We start from the raw sequence: 14,105 nt of genomic DNA on the forward strand, positions 1-14,105 counted from the left end.
CGGAAAGGCCGGACACCGAGGACGGCGAGCCCGGCGGACAGGACGGCGGACGGGACGAAGGGACCACCGGTGCGGTTCGAGGTGTGGGCGCCGTACGCGCGGGAACGGGTCGCGCTGTGGCTGGAGGGCACGGAGCTGCCCATGGAGCGGCTGGCCGGACGGGACGGCTGGTGGGGGGTGCGGGCACGGGCCGGGGACGGGGACCGCTACGGCTTCGTCCTCGACGGCGGCCCGGTGCTGCCCGACCCGCGCTCCCGGCGGCAGCCCGAGGGACCGGACGGCCCGAGCGCCGTGGTCGTCCTCGCCGCCCCCGCGCCCGCCCCGGCGGCGCTCCCCGGCCCGGCGGGGGCGGTCCTGTACGAGCTGCACATCGGCACCTTCACCGCGGCGGGCACCCTGGACGCGGCGGCCCGGCACCTCGGCGAACTCGCCGCGCTGGGGATCACCCATGTGGAGCTGATGCCGCTCTGCCCCTTCCCCGGGCGGCACGGCTGGGGCTACGACGGCGTCGCGCCCTGGGCGGTGCACGAGCCCTACGGCGGCCCGGCGGCGCTGCGGCGCTTCACCGACACCGCCCACGGGCTGGGGCTCGGGGTGGTCCTGGACGTCGTGCACAACCATCTGGGCCCCTCGGGGAACCATCTGCCCGCCTTCGGGCCGTACTTCACCGAGGCGCACCGCACCCCCTGGGGCGCGGCCGTCAATCTGGACGGGCCCGGCTCGGACGAGGTCCGGGCGTATCTGCTGGGCAGCGCGCTGGCCTGGCTGCGGGACCACGGCCTGGACGGGCTGCGCCTCGACGCGGTGCACGCGCTCGCCGACGGCCGGGCGCTGACCTTCCTGGAGGAGCTGTCGGGGGCGGTGGACGCGCTCGCGGCGGAGCTGGGGCGTCCGCTGCTGCTGATCGCGGAGTCGGACCGGTGCGACCCCCGGACCACGGCGCCCCGGCGGTCGGGCGGGCTGGGGCTGCACACCCAGTGGAACGACGACTTCCATCATGGGCTGCACACCGCGCTGACGGGCGAGGCGCAGGGCTACTACGCCGACTTCGCCAAGGCCCCGCTGGCGGCCCTGGCGAAGACGGTGACCAGGGGGTTCTTCCACGACGGGACATACTCCTCGTTCCGGGGCCGGACACACGGCCGCCCGGTGGACGTGGCGACGACACCGGCCCACCGTTTCGTCGGCTTCGCCCAGAACCACGACCAGATCGGCAACCGGGCGGCCGGCGACCGGCTCGCCGCGTCCCTCTCCCCCGGGCTGCTGGCCTGCGCGGCGGCGCTGGTGCTGACGGGCCCGTTCACCCCGATGCTCTTCATGGGCGAGGAGTGGGGCGCGCGCACCCCCTGGCAGTACTTCACCGACCACACCGATCCGGCGCTCGCGGCGGCCGTACGGGAGGGCAGACGGCGGGAGTTCGCCGCGCAGGGCCGACCCGCGGAGGAGGTCCCGGACCCGCAGGACCCCGCGACCCGGGACCGCTCCTGTCTGGACCGCTCGGAACGGGAACGGGAGCCGCACGCCCGGCTGCTCGCGTGGCACCGGGAGCTGATCGCGCTGCGGCGCGCGTGGCCCGATCTCACCGATCCCGATCTGGGGGCCGTGCGGGTGGCGTACGACGAGGACACCCGGCGGCTGGTGGTCCGGCGGGGCGCGCTGCGGATCGCGGTCAACCCGGCGCCGGAACCGGCCGCGCTCCGGCTGGACGGCGGGGCGGGCGGCGGCCGGGCCCGGGTGCTGGCGGCGTGGGAGCCGGTGGGGCCGCCGGACGCGGCGGGGGTGCTGCGGCTGCCGGGCGAGTGCTGCGCGGTGCTGGCGGTGGAGTGAGCCGCAGCCGCGCCCGGCGGGCCGGGGCGCGGCAGCGGTGCTGTGCCTGCGCCGGTGCGCGTCCGCGCCGGTGCGCGCGTCCATGCCTGCGTCGGTGTCACTCCACCACGGCCAGGGCCCGGTCCGTGGTGTTCAGCCGCCGCCCGCCGTCGGCCGTCACCGCCACGATGTCCTCGATCCGCACCCCGAACCGGCCCGGCAGATAGATCCCCGGCTCCACCGAGAAGCACATCCCCTCCACCAGCGGCTGCCGCTCGCCCGCGACGATGTACGGCGGCTCGTGCGTCGTCACCCCGATGCCGTGGCCGGTGCGGTGGATGAAGAGGTCCCCGTACCCGGCCGACTCGATGATCTCGCGGGCCGCGCGGTCCACGTCCTCGCAGGTGGCCCCGGGGCGCACGGCGTCCACACCGGCCTGCTGGGCCTCCCGGACCACGTCGTGGACGTGCTGCTCGGCGGGGGTGGGCCCGCCGACGTGGACCGTACGGGTGGTGTCGGAGCCATAGCCGTCCTTGAGGCCGCCGAAGTCCATGACGACCATGTCGCCCTCGGCGATGGTCCGTTCGCCCGCCTCGTGGTGCGGGTCGGCGCCGTTCGGTCCGGAGCCGACGATGGTGAAGTCCACCTGCTCATGGCCGAACCGCCGCAGCAGCGCGGCGAGGTCGTGGGCCACGTCCCGCTCGGTCCGCCCGGCGAAGCGCAGCCGCAGCACCTCCTCGTAGGCCGCGTCGGCCGCCGCGCCCGCGGCGGCGAGCCGTTCCAGCTCCCGGGCGTCCTTGACGGCCCGCAGCATCGGCAGCGCGTCGCCCAGGGCGGTGTACCGCGCCTCGGGGCACGCCCGGGTGAGGCCGAGCAGATGGAGCGCCCAGGTGTTGTCGCTGACCGCGTACCGGCCGCCCGCGGCGAGCAGCGGCGCGGCCACGGCGTAGGGGTCGTCCTTGCCGTCGGTCCAGTCGCGCAGGGTCAGCGCGGGCGCGCCGATGGACCGGGCGGCGTCCCCCGCCTCCAGGGTGGGCACGACGAGCACCGGGTCGCGGCCGGGCGCGAGGACGAGCAGGGTGAGGCGTTCGGTTTCGGCGGGCAGCCGGTAGCCGGTGAGGTGGACCAGGTCGGGGCCGGGGGCGATCAGGACGCCCGCGAGCCCGGCGTCGGCGGCGGACCGGACGGCGCGGGCCATGCGCTCGCGGTAGTCGTCGGCGGTGAAGGGCGGGGGTGTGGTCGTCGGCATGGGCCCATCGTGCCCGGGGCCCGGCCGCTCCGCGAGCGCGTGCCCGCGCGGGCGACGGGCCGGGCGGCCCCGCGTGTGTTCCGTCCCGCCGTGCGCGCACCGGTGTCAGACGTCGCCCACCAGCCGTTCGAGCACCGCCTGGAACTCCTCGTCGACGGTGATCCGCAGCCCCTGCCCCGCTTCGTCGCGGTCGCTGAGCCGGGTCATCCGCCCCTCGCGCCACCAGTAGACACAGGGGCTGATGGCGCCGGGCGCGTCCGTGTACCCGGCGGCGGCGAAGGCGGCCATCGCGTTGAGGGCGGGGACCACCGTGGCGTCCCGGATGGCGTGGAAGGCGAGCTGATGCCGGAAGGGCACCGCGACCAGCGCGCCGTCCGGCGTCAGCTCGGCGCCGGTGGTCTCCCGGACCACGCTCCCCAGGGTGAGCACCCGGCTGGCGGTGTAGAAGGACTCCCCGAGGACCACGTCGAAGCGTGTCCCGCCGTCGCCCCTGACCGTCTCATGGCCCTCGATGGGCAGTCCCCGCAGATTGTAGAGCGCCTGTTCGCGCAGGTACCGCAGATCGCCGAGGGGCTGGAGGGCGTCGTCGGTGAGCATCATGACGCTCTCGGGCAGATCGAGGGCGAGGATCTCGTGCAGGCCGGGGGCGACGGGGCGGGCGTAGCCGAACTTCCCGGGGTCGAACCCGTCCTCGCCGACGACCCGGGGGTAGAGCTGGGAGCGGATCTGCTCGACCGAGAGGGTGTCGAGGGCGGACGGCTCGGCCATCGTCCGCAGCACCGTGCCCACGTGGTGGCGCACCAGCTCGGGCCAGCAGCGCGAGCCCCGGTCGTCGTGGTGGAGGAGGGTGGCGAGATTGGTCAGCCCGAAGCGGCGGCCCGCGCTGTCGGCCACGACATCGGCGTAGACGGTCACTTCGAGGCCCTGTTCGGCGAACGCCTCGCGGACCAGGGAGCGGAAGCGCGCGCCCTCGTCCGCCGAGAGATAGGGGAACTCGGGGTCACGCGGGGCGTCTTGCCCGTCCCGCTTCGGCCTCCGCCGGAACAACCCCACGTCATCGCCCTTTCGTCGGCTGCGCACCGGCCGTCTTCCGCGCTGTGAGGGTACCCAGGTGCCCACGGCTCATCCGGGCGGGGGTGGGGACGTTTCTTCCATGCCCGGCGCTTTTGGTGCGCCCGGTACCCGCGGTGCGTACGGTGCGCGCGGTGCCCGGCCCGCGTCCGGCAGGGTCACCACCAGATCGGCCCGTTCCCTGCCGGGGGCGATCAGCCGGGCGTTGGCCTCGTCGGACTCGCGCACCCAGCGTTCGGCGCGGGCCCGGTCCTTCCCGTACCGGACATGGCGGTCGACGAGCCGGTCCACCCGGACCCCGGGGGCCGTGTCCAGGAACCAGACCTCGTCCAGCAGGGGTCCGATCCGGGCCCAGGGCCCCTCGTCGTGCAGCAGGTAGTTCCCCTCGGTGACGACGAGCGGAACGGAGGAGTCCACCGCGATGGCGCCCGCGATCGGCTCCTCCAGGGAGCGGTCGAAGGCGGGGGCGTAGACGGTGGCCCCGGGGGCGGGGGCGCGCAGCCGGGTCAGCAGCGCCGCGTATCCGTCGGCGTCGAAGGTGTCGGGCGCGCCCTTGCGGTCCGCCCGGCCGAGCCGGGCGAGGACGCGTCCCGCCAGGTGGAAGCCGTCCATGGGGACCAGCACGGCCCGCCCGCCGAGGGCCGTGACCAGCCGTTCGGCGAGGGTGGACTTCCCGGCGCCGGGTGGCCCTGCGATACCGAGGACCGCGCGGCGGCCCCGGCCCGCGAGGGCCAGGGCCCGTTCCAGGAGGGGCGCCGGAAGAGGGTCCGGGAGGGGGGCCGGTACACGGCCCGGGGGTGTCCGCACCCTCCCATGGTCCCAGCCGCCGCCCGCCGGGGCCTCCCGCCGCCCGCCGGTGCCCCGGCCCCGGTCGTCAGGCGTCGGGGGCCAGCCGCAGCGAGATCGAGTTGATGCAGTAGCGCTGGTCGGTCGGGGTCGGATAGCCCTCGCCGGAGAAGACGTGCCCGAGGTGCGAGCCGCAGCGGGCGCAGCGCACCTCCGTCCGCGCCATTCCGTGCGAGCGGTCCTCGACCAGTTCCACCGCGTCGCTGTCCTTCGGGTCGTAGAAGGAGGGCCAGCCGCAGTGCGAGGAGAACTTGGTGTCCGAGCGGAACAGCTCCGAGCCGCAGGCACGGCAGGAGTAGACGCCCTCGGTCGTGGTGTCCGTGTACTCACCCCGGAAGGCGGGCTCGGTGCCCGCCTGCCGCAGCACCTGGTACTCCGCCGGGGTCAGCTCCGCGCGCCACTGCTCGTCCGGCTTCTCGATGTCGTACGCCATGAAAACCGCTTCCTCAGCTCGACGGGCGGGCCGGGTCCGACAGCCGGTCCAGGATCAGGGGACCGAGGTCCGTCACATCACCCGCACCCATGGTGAGAACGAGATCGCCGGGCTTCGCCATTCCCGCGACCGTCTCCGGGACCTCCCGCATCGCGTGCGCGGGGGTGACGTCGGCGCCCGCGGCGCGCGCGGCGGTGATGATCAGCTCGCTGGTGACGCCGGGGACGGGGTCCTCCCGCGCCGGGTAGATGTCCAGGACGAGCGAGGCGTCGGCCAGGGCCAGGGCCTGCCCCATCTCCGTGCCCAGCTCCTGGGTGCGGGAGAAGAGGTGCGGCTGGAAGACCACCAGCAGCCGGGAGTCCGCCGCGGCGGCGCGCATGGCCTCCAGGTCGGCGGTCATCTCGGTGGGGTGGTGGGCGTAGGAGTCGATCACCTGGACGCCACCGGCCTCGCCCTTGAGCTGGAGCCTGCGGCCCACGCCGGTGTAGGCGCCGAGGGCGGTCGCCAGCTCGTCCACCGGGATGCCGAGGGCGGCTCCGGCGGCCAGCGCGGCCACCGCGTTGTGGGCATAGTGGCGGCCGGGGACGGAGACGGTGAAGGTCAGCGGCCTGCCGTCGAGCACCACCGCGACCTCGCTGGTCAGGCCGTTGGGGGTGACCCTCTGCACCCGGACGTCGGCGCCCTCGGACTCGCCGTAGGTGACGATCCTCAGCTCGGTGCGCTCGCGCAGCCGGGAGGTCAGCTCCACCGCGCCGGGCTGGTCGGCGGCGATCACCAGGGTGCCGCCGGGGACGATCCGTCCGGCGAAGATCTCGAAGGACTCGTAGATCTCGTCCATCGAGGCGTAGTTGGCGTGGTGGTCCAGCTCGACATTGAGGACGATCGCGACCTCGGGGGCGTACTTCTGGAAGCTGCGGTCGCTCTCGTCCGCCTCGGCGACGAAGATGTCGCCGTCGCCGTGGTGGGCGTTGGAGCCGGGGCCCGCCAGATCGCCGCCGATGGCGTACGAGGGGTCGAGGCCCAGCGCGCCGAGGGCGACGGCGAGCATGGACGTGGTGGTGGTCTTGCCGTGGGTACCGGCCACGGCGATGGCGCGCAGTCCGGTCATCAGCGAGGCCAGCGCGTCGGAGCGGTGCACCACGGGGACGGACAGCTCGGCGGCGCGCACCAGCTCGGGGTTGTCGGCGCGGATGGCGCTGGAGACGACGACACAGCTCGCGTCGTCGGCGAGGTGCCCGGCGGCGTGTCCGATGTGGACGGTGGCGCCCAGCTCGCGCAGGGCCCCGGCGACCGGGGACTCCTTGGCGTCGCTCCCGGCGACGGCCGCGCCGCGCCGGGCGAGGATCTTCGCGATGCCCGACATCCCGGCGCCGCCGATGCCGATGAAGTGCGGGCGTTCCATGGCGGTGGGGACGGCGGGTGCCATAGGTGTCTGTCTCCAGGTGTACGAGGTGACGAGGGGGTGCGACGGCCGACCGGCCCCGGCGGCGCGCCGGCCGGTGGGCGGGTCGTCGCGGTGGGTCGTGCGCTGCGGTGTTCGGTTGTCGCGGCCGGTGCCGCGGGCGGGGCCCCGCCCGGCGGACGGGCGGGGTGCCCGGTCCACCCTATTCGCTGTGCGCGAAGAGTTTGAGCACCGGGACGCCCACTTTGTGCCGGGCCCTGGAGGCCCAGTCGCGGTGGAAGAACTCCTCCACGTAGTGCGGCGCGGTCAGCACGATGACCTCGTCGGCGCCCGACGCCTCCACGACCTCCCGGAGTTTGTCGAGCGGGTGCTTCTCCACCACCTGCCCCTCGGCCGCGCAGCCCGCGGCGTGCAGGGCGGCGAGCGAGAGGGCGAGGCCGCGTTCGGCGGGGGCCTTGGCGTCCTCCCCCTCGGGTTCCTCGCTCTCGTGGACGGCCTCCTTCAGCTCACCCATCGCCACGTCGTCGATCGCGCGCAGCAGGAGATCGGCCTGATCCCCGCGCGGCTGCAACAGCACGAAGAACGAGATCGCCTCTTCCCCGTGCAGGGTGGTGACGAACTCCACGTCCGCGGTGGTCAGGGGCTTCTCGATCATCAGTACGCTTGTGAACACGTCAGGAGCCCTTCTGCGGAAACCATCCTTCCCCGTGCCCGCACGGGGCCTGCGAGAGTAAGTGTGCCCATCCGCAGGTAACCGGAACGACAAATTCCGACGATTGTCAGACGCGCTGGTAGCGGGTGAAGAGAAACCCGTCCTCCTCCAGTACACCCGCCAGGGTGAACCTCGCCGGAACGGCCATCGCGGGGCCGTGGGCGATCCGCTGGGAGTCCCCCGCCGTCACGGTGGGCGAGAGCGTCAGGCACAGCTCGTCCAGGACCCCGGCGGCCATGAAGTGCCCCAGCAGCCTCGGGCCCCCCTCGGTGAGCAGCCGTCGCAGCCCCTGCTCCGCGAGTACCCGTACGGCGGTGGCCGGTTCCACACCCCGCCCCTCCCCCGCGATCAGCACCCTCACACCCGCCCGCTCGGCCTCCCGCAGCCGCTCCGGCGGCGCGGCGGCCCCGGTCAGGACCAGGGTCGGCACCAGCGGCTCGGTGAAGAGCGGCAGCGAGAAGTCGAGCGCGAGGGAGGCGCTGACCACCGCGATCGCGGGGGCGGGGCCCTGCCCCGCAGCCCGGCGGCGGGCGGCGAAGGCCTCCCGGGCCCGGGCGGGGCGGTACCCCTCGCGGCGGACCGTTTCGGCGCCCACGACGACCGCGTCCGCGAGCGCCCGCAGGGTGCCGAAGATCCGCATGTCGGCGTCGGACGACAGGGGCTGGGAGCGCCCCTCGTGCTGGGCGGCCCCGTCCAGCGAGGAGACCATGTTCGCCCGCAGCCAGGCGCCGTCCGCCGGGAGCGCGGGGTAGGCGTAGGCGTCGGCCAGCTCGTCGAGCGACCAGGCCCGCCCGGTGCCGGAGGCCCGCGTTCCGGCCGTCCGGGCCCCGGGGTCCGCCGGGGTCCGCGCACCGGTGGGCGGGCCTGTTCGTTCGGCGGGTGTCTGGTCGGTCACAGGGAGCAGGCTTCGCATGGGGTGCAGTGTGGCATGCCCCGTACAGTGGGGAACTGTGCCGACCCCTGTCACTCCTGCCTCATCGGACGCTGCCGATATGCCTTCCGACCTGCCATCCGAGCCGTCCGCCGGGCCGTCGTCCGCGTCGGCGACCGAGCCTTTGTTCGATGTGGCGGGCGGGCCGGACGCCGCCGCGTCCGCCGCAGATGCCGCAGATGCCGCCGGGAACGCCGCCGGAGGCACCGCGCCGCTGTCGCTGTGCGCCCGTGAGCCCCATGTCCCCGCGGACCGGCTGGTCGCGGCGATGGTGCCGCCGCCGCGCTTCGACTCCGTCCGCTTCGAGACCTATGTCCCGGACGAGCGGCAGCCCAGCCAGCGGGAGGCGGTCACCGCGCTGAGCGCGTTCGCGGCCGGTCTCGGCGCCGCCCCCGCGAGCGGCGGCGGCGCGGGCGGCGGGCTGCTCCGCTGGTTCGGCATCGGCAGGCGCCCGGCGCCCGCCCCCGCCGGGCCGCGCGGCGTCTACCTCGACGGCGGCTACGGCGTCGGGAAGACCCATCTCCTCGCCTCTCTCTGGCACGCCACCCCGGCCGAGCCCTCGCTCAAGGCGTTCGGCACCTTCGTGGAGCTGACCCATCTGGTCGGCGCGCTCGGCTTCCAGCAGACGGTGCGGACCCTCAGCGACCACCGGCTGCTCTGCATCGACGAGTTCGAGCTGGACGACCCGGGCGACACCGTGCTCGTCTCCAGCCTGCTGCGCAAGCTGGTGGAGGCGGGGGTCGCGCTGGCGGCCACGTCCAACACCCTCCCCGGGAAGCTGGGCGAGGGCCGGTTCGCCGCCGCCGACTTCCTGCGGGAGATCCAGGGGCTCTCCGCGCACTTCCGCCCGCTGCGGGTCGACGGCGAGGACTACCGCCACCGGGGGCTGCCCGAGGCCCCTCCCCCGTACGCCGACGAGGTGGTCGTGAAGACCGCCCGCACCGTCGCGGGCGCCTCCCTCGACTCCTTCCCCGAACTGCTGACCCATCTGGCGAAGGTGCACCCGAGCCGGTACGGGGCGCTGATCGATGGGGTGAGCACGGTCTGTCTCACCGATGTGCGGCCGGTGCCGGACCAGTCCACGGCGCTGCGGCTGGTGGTGCTCGCCGACCGGCTGTACGACCGCGAGGTGCCGGTGCTCGCCTCCGGACTCCCGTTCGACCGTCTCTTCAGTGAGGAGATGCTCAACGGCGGCTACCGGAAGAAGTACTTCCGCGCGATCTCCCGGCTGACGGCCCTGGCCCGTGACGCGAAGGAACCCGTGGGGCAGTAGCGTCTGGCGTGTTGTTCTGACACCTCTCCTGTCCGCACAACTCTCCTTGTCTGCCATCCAGAAGGGATTCTCACCATGGCCACCACCCGCACGGCGCACACGGTCTGGGAAGGCGAACTGCTCAAGGGCTCGGGCACCGTCACGTTCGACTCCTCCGGCATCGGCTCGCAGCCGGTCTCCTGGCCGTCCCGCGCCGAGCAGGCCAACGGCAGGACCAGCCCGGAGGAGCTGATCGCCGCCGCGCACTCCAGCTGCTTCTCGATGGCCCTCTCGCACGGCCTGACCGGCGCCGGGACCCCGCCCACCCGGCTGGAGACCAAGGCCGACGTCACCTTCCAGCCCGGTGAGGGCATCACCGGTATCCATCTCTCCGTGCGCGGCGAGGTGCCCGGTGTGGACGAGGAGACGTTCGTGGCCGCCGCCGAGAACGCCAAGAAGAACTGCCCGGTGAGCCAGGCGCTGACCGGCACCACCATCACGCTCTCGGCCGAGCTGGCCTGATACCCGCCCTGACCCGCTCCGGGGGCGGAGCGGGTCAGGGCGTCCGCGCCACGGGGGCCACGGGGCTCCGGGCGCACCGGGGGTATCCGCCGCGGGTGACTACTCGATGACCAGCTCGACGGGGATGTTGCCCCGGGTGGCCTTGGAGTAGGGGCAGAAGGCGTGCGTCTTCTCCAGCAGCGCACGGCCGGGCCCGCCCTGGAGGTGGTCGGGCAGTTCGGCCCGGATCACCACGGAGAGGGCGAAGCCGCCGTCCTCCGCGTCCTTGCCGATGCCCACCTCGGCGGTCACCGCGACCTCGCTGACGTCGATCTTCTCCTGGCGGGCGACCGTCGCCATGGCGCTCGCGAAACAGGCCGCGTAACCGGCGGCGAAGAGCTGCTCGGGGTTGGTCCCCCGGCCGCTGCCGCCCAGGACCTGCGGCAGGGCGAGCGGCAGATCCAGCGTGCCGTCCGAGCTGACGGCGCGGCCGTCGCGGCCGGTGGCGGTGGCGACGGCGGTGTAGAGCGCGTCCATGACTACTCCCTCTCAGCGGGGTCTCTCCGGTGGTTCTGCTGCTCGGGGCCGCGGTGCGTCCCGACACCCAGAACTACAGCACACAATTCAGTTGTGTACAACTCAGTGGCGCGCGACAGGTGCGCGGATACACTGGGGCCATGAGCACTCAGGACGACTTCCTCCGCCTGGACCAGCAGATCTGCTTCTCGTTGCACGCGGCGTCCCGCGCGTTCAACGGCGTCTACCGCGCGGTGCTGAAGGACCTGGGGCTGACCTATCCGCAGTACCTGGCGATGCTGGTGCTCTGGGAGCACGGCGAGCTGCCGGTGAAGCGGATCGGCGAGCTGCTGCGGCTGGACTCCGGCACGCTGTCGCCCCTGCTGAAGCGGCTGGAGTCGGCGGGCCTGGTGGAACGGCGCCGCTCACCCGAGGACGAGCGCTCCGTGACCGTCCGCCCCACCGGGGCGGGCACCGAGCTGCGGGAGCGCGCCCGCGATGTGCCGCGCCGCATCGCCCGTTCCACAGGGCTGCGCGTGGAGGACATCAACGGCCTGCGGGAGGAGCTGGCGGCACTGACCCGGGCGCTCGACGCGGCGACCCCCTGAGCGACGGCCGACCCGGTCCGCCCTCCCGGTCCGCCCGTCGGGCCCACCCTTCCAGCGCGCCCTTCCAGCGGGCCCGTCCGGTCCGCCCGTCCGACCCTTCCGACACAAAGTCCGATTTACACGTTTTTCCAGTGAGTAATCATATATTTGCATAATGTGATTACATCTCTGCGGAAACTGGCGGCACTGACCGCCCTGGGTGCCGTGCTCGTCGGCTGCGGCAGCCAGCAGAACGCACCGGACAAGCCCCACCGCGCCCCTTCGGGCCCGGCTGCGGCCAATGGCCCCGAGGCCGTCAAAGCGCCCGCCGTGACGCCGGTCTTCCGGCGGGCCCCCGTCACCGAGGAGACCGAGGAAGGCGAGGAGGAGGCCGAACCGACCGTCGCGCTCACCTTTGACGCCGACATGACCGCCGATCAGGGCAGCAGGGCGGTACGGGGAGAGCGCTTCGACAACCCCGACCTGGTCGACACCCTGCGCACCCTGAAGGTCCCCGCCACGATCTTCATGACCGGACGCTGGGCCGAGGAGTACCCCGACCAGGCCAAGGAGATCGGGAACGACCCGCTGTTCGAGATCGGGAACCACTCGTACAGCCACTACGCCTTCACCAACACGGGCGAGTGCCACGAACTCCCCCGGATCAGCAGGGCGCGGATGCTGACGGACGTGAAACGGGCCGACACCGCGATCCGCCGGACCGGGGCGCGGCACCTCGTCCCCTACTTCCGCTTCCCCGGCGGCTGCTTCGACAAGGAGTCGCTGCGGGCCATCGCCCCGGCGGGGAAGACAGCCGTGCAGTGGGACGTCGTCAGCGGGGACGCGTTCGCCAACTACGCGGACGCCGTGGTGGAACAGGTGCTCAACGACGTGACCCCCGGGTCCGTGGTGGTACTGCACCTGACCCGGAGCGCGGCCCCCGTCACGGAGGCGGCGATCGAGCAGATCGTGCCGGAGCTGCGCGACCGCGGCTTCAAGCTGGTCAAGGTCTCGGAGCTGATGAAGCAGCGGGAGCGGAAGCCGAAGCTGGCGGAGTGAGACCGGGCGGGGCGCGCACCCGCGCCCCGGCGGCCGGGTACGGGGAGACCCCCGCGGGCTTCCCGTACCCGGCCCGGCCGGTCAGTTCGAGGTCTTCTGCGGCAGCAGCTCACTGGGCCGGACCACCACGAAGCCCTCGCCCGAGAGCATGAGCTGCACGGCCTCGCCGGAGCCGCCGCGCACCATCGAGCCGAAGGACTGCGAGCGGTTGATCGAGGTCTCCAGACGGGCGCTCCAGCCCACGACCGCGTTGGTGTCCACGCAGACCGGCTGCTGAGGCGTCACCGGGATCACGACGGGCGTGCCCTCGCAGATGACGGCGAGCTTGCCGGAGCCGCTGAAGACGCTGTTGAAGAGCCCGCCACCGGCGGCGCCGACGCCCTTCACCGTCTTGATCTCGTACGACAGGGTGGAGTCGAAACAGAGCACGTTGCGGCCGTTGACGGTCAGCGAGTCGCCCTGCTCTATCTCCACGATGAAGCAGTTGTTGGCCTCGTGGGCGAACCACGCCTCCCCCTGCCCGCGCACGGCCATCAGCGCCAGTCCCTCACCGGTCACGGCGCGCTTGAGCATGCCGCCGATGCCCTGGCCCTTCCGCTCGAACTGGAGATTGCCGCGGAAGGCGATCATCGAGCCCTGGCGGGCGTGCATCTCACCGTTGACGACGTACTTGACCGACTTGGCGTTCTGGAGGGACATCCCCGGGACGGTGGCGGGCTGGGCCATGTTCTCGGAGGCGAAGAGGTCGCTTTTCATACGGTGCATCCTTACCAGGAGGGATTCACGCGCACAACATCGTCCGGTGATGGCGCGGCGGCGGGGTGCGGCGGCGGCGGGCCGCCACCGGCCTGGCAGACTGGCCCGGGTGAGCAGCGAAGACCCCCAGCACGCCGAGAGCGCCGAGAGCGCGGAGCGCGACGAGGCCCCGCAGTACGTCCTTCCGCTCGTCGTCCGCATCGAGAAGGCCGGGCCCCCGGCGCGCACCGACGCGCTGGAGACCGCCGCCCGCGCGGTGCTGACCCTCCTCGCCGACGAGCGGAGCCGGGACGGCGGCGTCTGGGAGAAGGCCGTACGCGACTGGGAGGACGCCCGTATCCGCAAGGTGGTGCGGCGGGCGCGGGGCGCGGAGTGGCGCAAGGCGTCGGGGCTGCCGGGGATCACCGTGACCGGTGAACACGCGGAGGTCCGGGTCTTCCCGCCGGTGCCGCTGGACGGCTGGCCCAAGGAACTGGCCAAGCTCCAGGTCTCCGGCACCGAACTGGACGACCCGGCGGCACCGCCCGCCGCGCTGCCGGACGCCCCGGTGCTCTGGCTGAACCCGGGCGTCCCGATGTCGGCGGGCAAGGCCATGGCCCAGGCGGGCCACGCCGCCCAACTCGCCTGGTGGGACCTGCCCGCCCCGGCCCGCACGGCGTGGGCCGCCGGGGGCTTCCCCCTCTCCGTGCGCACCCCGTCCCCGTCCCGGTGGTCCGACCTGACCGGGGCGGGCCTCCCGGTGGTGCGTGACGCCGGTTTCACGGAGATCGCACCGAACACATGCACGGTGGTGGCGGACCACCGGGCGCTGCTCTGACCCCGGCGCGGGGTCCGGCCTCGGCGGGGCTTCCCCTCCCCCGGCCCCGTCTTCCCGGTGCCCCCTGTTCCCGCGTGAAATCGCTCCGCCCCGTGGAACCGTGGAACCTCTGAGGAAGCTCTGAACGTCTCCTGCCCAGGGTTCAGTACCGTGGGTCATGGTTACAG

The 14,105-nt window shown here is 73.6% G+C and carries 15 protein-coding genes; 6 read left to right on the plus strand and 9 right to left on the minus strand.

Features of this window, described 5'->3' with window-relative positions; genetic code table 11:
• The first annotated feature begins 69 nt into the window (after positions 1–69).
• Positions 70–1,827 carry a malto-oligosyltrehalose trehalohydrolase gene (treZ, locus tag CRV15_RS04175; protein WP_009997815.1) on the plus strand — a complete coding sequence of 586 codons (1,758 nt, stop codon included), beginning with the start codon at positions 70–72 and terminating at the stop codon, positions 1,825–1,827.
• 97 nt (positions 1,828–1,924) lie between these two features.
• Here treZ and CRV15_RS04180 read toward each other — a convergent pair whose 3' ends face one another.
• The 7 genes from CRV15_RS04180 to CRV15_RS04210 all read right to left on the minus strand — a co-directional run bounded on the left by CRV15_RS04180 (position 1,925) and on the right by CRV15_RS04210 (position 8,432).
• Positions 1,925–3,055: an aminopeptidase P family protein gene (locus tag CRV15_RS04180; protein ID WP_003962217.1), complete on the minus strand. Its 1,131-nt coding sequence runs from the start codon at positions 3,053–3,055 to the stop codon at positions 1,925–1,927.
• Positions 3,056–3,160: 105 nt separating this feature from the next.
• A complete protein-coding gene (locus CRV15_RS04185; RefSeq protein ID WP_029183092.1) occupies positions 3,161–4,108 on the minus strand; it encodes a DUF1444 domain-containing protein in 948 nt (315 codons plus the stop codon).
• A gap of 69 nt (positions 4,109–4,177) precedes the next feature.
• On the minus strand, positions 4,178–4,933 hold the full coding sequence (locus tag CRV15_RS04190) for a nucleoside/nucleotide kinase family protein (protein ID WP_003962215.1): 756 nt from the start codon (positions 4,931–4,933) through the stop codon (positions 4,178–4,180).
• A 67-nt stretch (positions 4,934–5,000) separates the two neighbouring features.
• Entirely contained in the window at positions 5,001–5,405 is a 405-nt protein-coding gene (gene msrB, locus CRV15_RS04195; RefSeq protein ID WP_003958313.1) for a peptide-methionine (R)-S-oxide reductase MsrB, read from the minus strand.
• Positions 5,406–5,418: 13 nt separating this feature from the next.
• Entirely contained in the window at positions 5,419–6,831 is a 1,413-nt protein-coding gene (murC, locus tag CRV15_RS04200) for a UDP-N-acetylmuramate--L-alanine ligase (protein WP_003958312.1), read from the minus strand.
• A gap of 178 nt (positions 6,832–7,009) precedes the next feature.
• Positions 7,010–7,480 carry a hypothetical protein gene (locus tag CRV15_RS04205; protein WP_003958311.1) on the minus strand — a complete coding sequence of 157 codons (471 nt, stop codon included), beginning with the start codon at positions 7,478–7,480 and terminating at the stop codon, positions 7,010–7,012.
• 106 nt (positions 7,481–7,586) lie between these two features.
• The gene (locus tag CRV15_RS04210; RefSeq protein WP_003962212.1) at positions 7,587–8,432 is read right to left on the minus strand and encodes a pyrimidine reductase family protein; all 846 of its coding nucleotides are present in this window, start codon (positions 8,430–8,432) and stop codon (positions 7,587–7,589) included.
• A 79-nt stretch (positions 8,433–8,511) separates the two neighbouring features.
• Here CRV15_RS04210 and zapE point away from each other — a divergent pair, with 79 nt between their 5' ends.
• Positions 8,512–9,723 carry a cell division protein ZapE gene (gene zapE / locus CRV15_RS04215; RefSeq protein ID WP_003962211.1) on the plus strand — a complete coding sequence of 404 codons (1,212 nt, stop codon included), beginning with the start codon at positions 8,512–8,514 and terminating at the stop codon, positions 9,721–9,723.
• Positions 9,724–9,798: 75 nt separating this feature from the next.
• Positions 9,799–10,224 carry an OsmC family protein gene (locus tag CRV15_RS04220; RefSeq protein ID WP_003958308.1) on the plus strand — a complete coding sequence of 142 codons (426 nt, stop codon included), beginning with the start codon at positions 9,799–9,801 and terminating at the stop codon, positions 10,222–10,224.
• Between the two features lie 99 nt (positions 10,225–10,323).
• On the opposite strand, the gene CRV15_RS04225 is transcribed toward CRV15_RS04220, so the two are convergent.
• The gene (locus tag CRV15_RS04225) at positions 10,324–10,740 is read right to left on the minus strand and encodes an organic hydroperoxide resistance protein (RefSeq protein ID WP_003958307.1); all 417 of its coding nucleotides are present in this window, start codon (positions 10,738–10,740) and stop codon (positions 10,324–10,326) included.
• A 140-nt stretch (positions 10,741–10,880) separates the two neighbouring features.
• Here CRV15_RS04225 and CRV15_RS04230 point away from each other — a divergent pair, with 140 nt between their 5' ends.
• Complete coding sequence (locus CRV15_RS04230; protein WP_009997810.1) at positions 10,881–11,327, plus strand: MarR family winged helix-turn-helix transcriptional regulator; 447 nt, start codon at positions 10,881–10,883, stop codon at positions 11,325–11,327.
• Between the two features lie 156 nt (positions 11,328–11,483).
• Complete coding sequence (locus CRV15_RS04235; RefSeq protein ID WP_003962209.1) at positions 11,484–12,365, plus strand: polysaccharide deacetylase family protein; 882 nt, start codon at positions 11,484–11,486, stop codon at positions 12,363–12,365.
• An 81-nt stretch (positions 12,366–12,446) separates the two neighbouring features.
• Here the strand turns inward: CRV15_RS04235 and CRV15_RS04240 are convergent, their stop codons facing one another.
• On the minus strand, positions 12,447–13,121 hold the full coding sequence (locus CRV15_RS04240; protein WP_003958303.1) for an AIM24 family protein: 675 nt from the start codon (positions 13,119–13,121) through the stop codon (positions 12,447–12,449).
• 49 nt (positions 13,122–13,170) lie between these two features.
• On the opposite strand from CRV15_RS04240, the gene CRV15_RS04245 reads away from it, so the two are divergent.
• The gene (locus tag CRV15_RS04245; RefSeq protein WP_003962207.1) at positions 13,171–13,938 is read left to right on the plus strand and encodes an aminoacyl-tRNA hydrolase; all 768 of its coding nucleotides are present in this window, start codon (positions 13,171–13,173) and stop codon (positions 13,936–13,938) included.
• The last annotated feature ends 167 nt before the right edge of the window (positions 13,939–14,105 follow it).

It is taken from the genome of Streptomyces clavuligerus, assembly GCF_005519465.1.
Classification (GTDB): Bacteria; Actinomycetota; Actinomycetes; order Streptomycetales; family Streptomycetaceae; genus Streptomyces; species Streptomyces clavuligerus.

Excerpts from the sequence above, each read along its gene's own strand:
- CRV15_RS04180 (WP_003962217.1), bottom strand. The coding sequence starts at position 3,055 with ATGCCGACGACCACACCCCCGCCCTTCACCGCCGACGACTACCGCGAG.
- msrB (WP_003958313.1), bottom strand. The coding sequence starts at position 5,405 with ATGGCGTACGACATCGAGAAGCCGGACGAGCAGTGGCGCGCGGAGCTG.
- murC (WP_003958312.1), bottom strand. The coding sequence starts at position 6,831 with ATGGCACCCGCCGTCCCCACCGCCATGGAACGCCCGCACTTCATCGGC.
- CRV15_RS04210 (WP_003962212.1), bottom strand. The coding sequence starts at position 8,432 with ATGCGAAGCCTGCTCCCTGTGACCGACCAGACACCCGCCGAACGAACA.
- zapE (WP_003962211.1), top strand. The coding sequence starts at position 8,512 with ATGCCTTCCGACCTGCCATCCGAGCCGTCCGCCGGGCCGTCGTCCGCG.
- CRV15_RS04220 (WP_003958308.1), top strand. The coding sequence starts at position 9,799 with ATGGCCACCACCCGCACGGCGCACACGGTCTGGGAAGGCGAACTGCTC.
- CRV15_RS04225 (WP_003958307.1), bottom strand. The coding sequence starts at position 10,740 with ATGGACGCGCTCTACACCGCCGTCGCCACCGCCACCGGCCGCGACGGC.
- CRV15_RS04230 (WP_009997810.1), top strand. The coding sequence starts at position 10,881 with ATGAGCACTCAGGACGACTTCCTCCGCCTGGACCAGCAGATCTGCTTC.
- CRV15_RS04240 (WP_003958303.1), bottom strand. The coding sequence starts at position 13,121 with ATGAAAAGCGACCTCTTCGCCTCCGAGAACATGGCCCAGCCCGCCACC.
- CRV15_RS04245 (WP_003962207.1), top strand. The coding sequence starts at position 13,171 with ATGGCGCGGCGGCGGGGTGCGGCGGCGGCGGGCCGCCACCGGCCTGGC.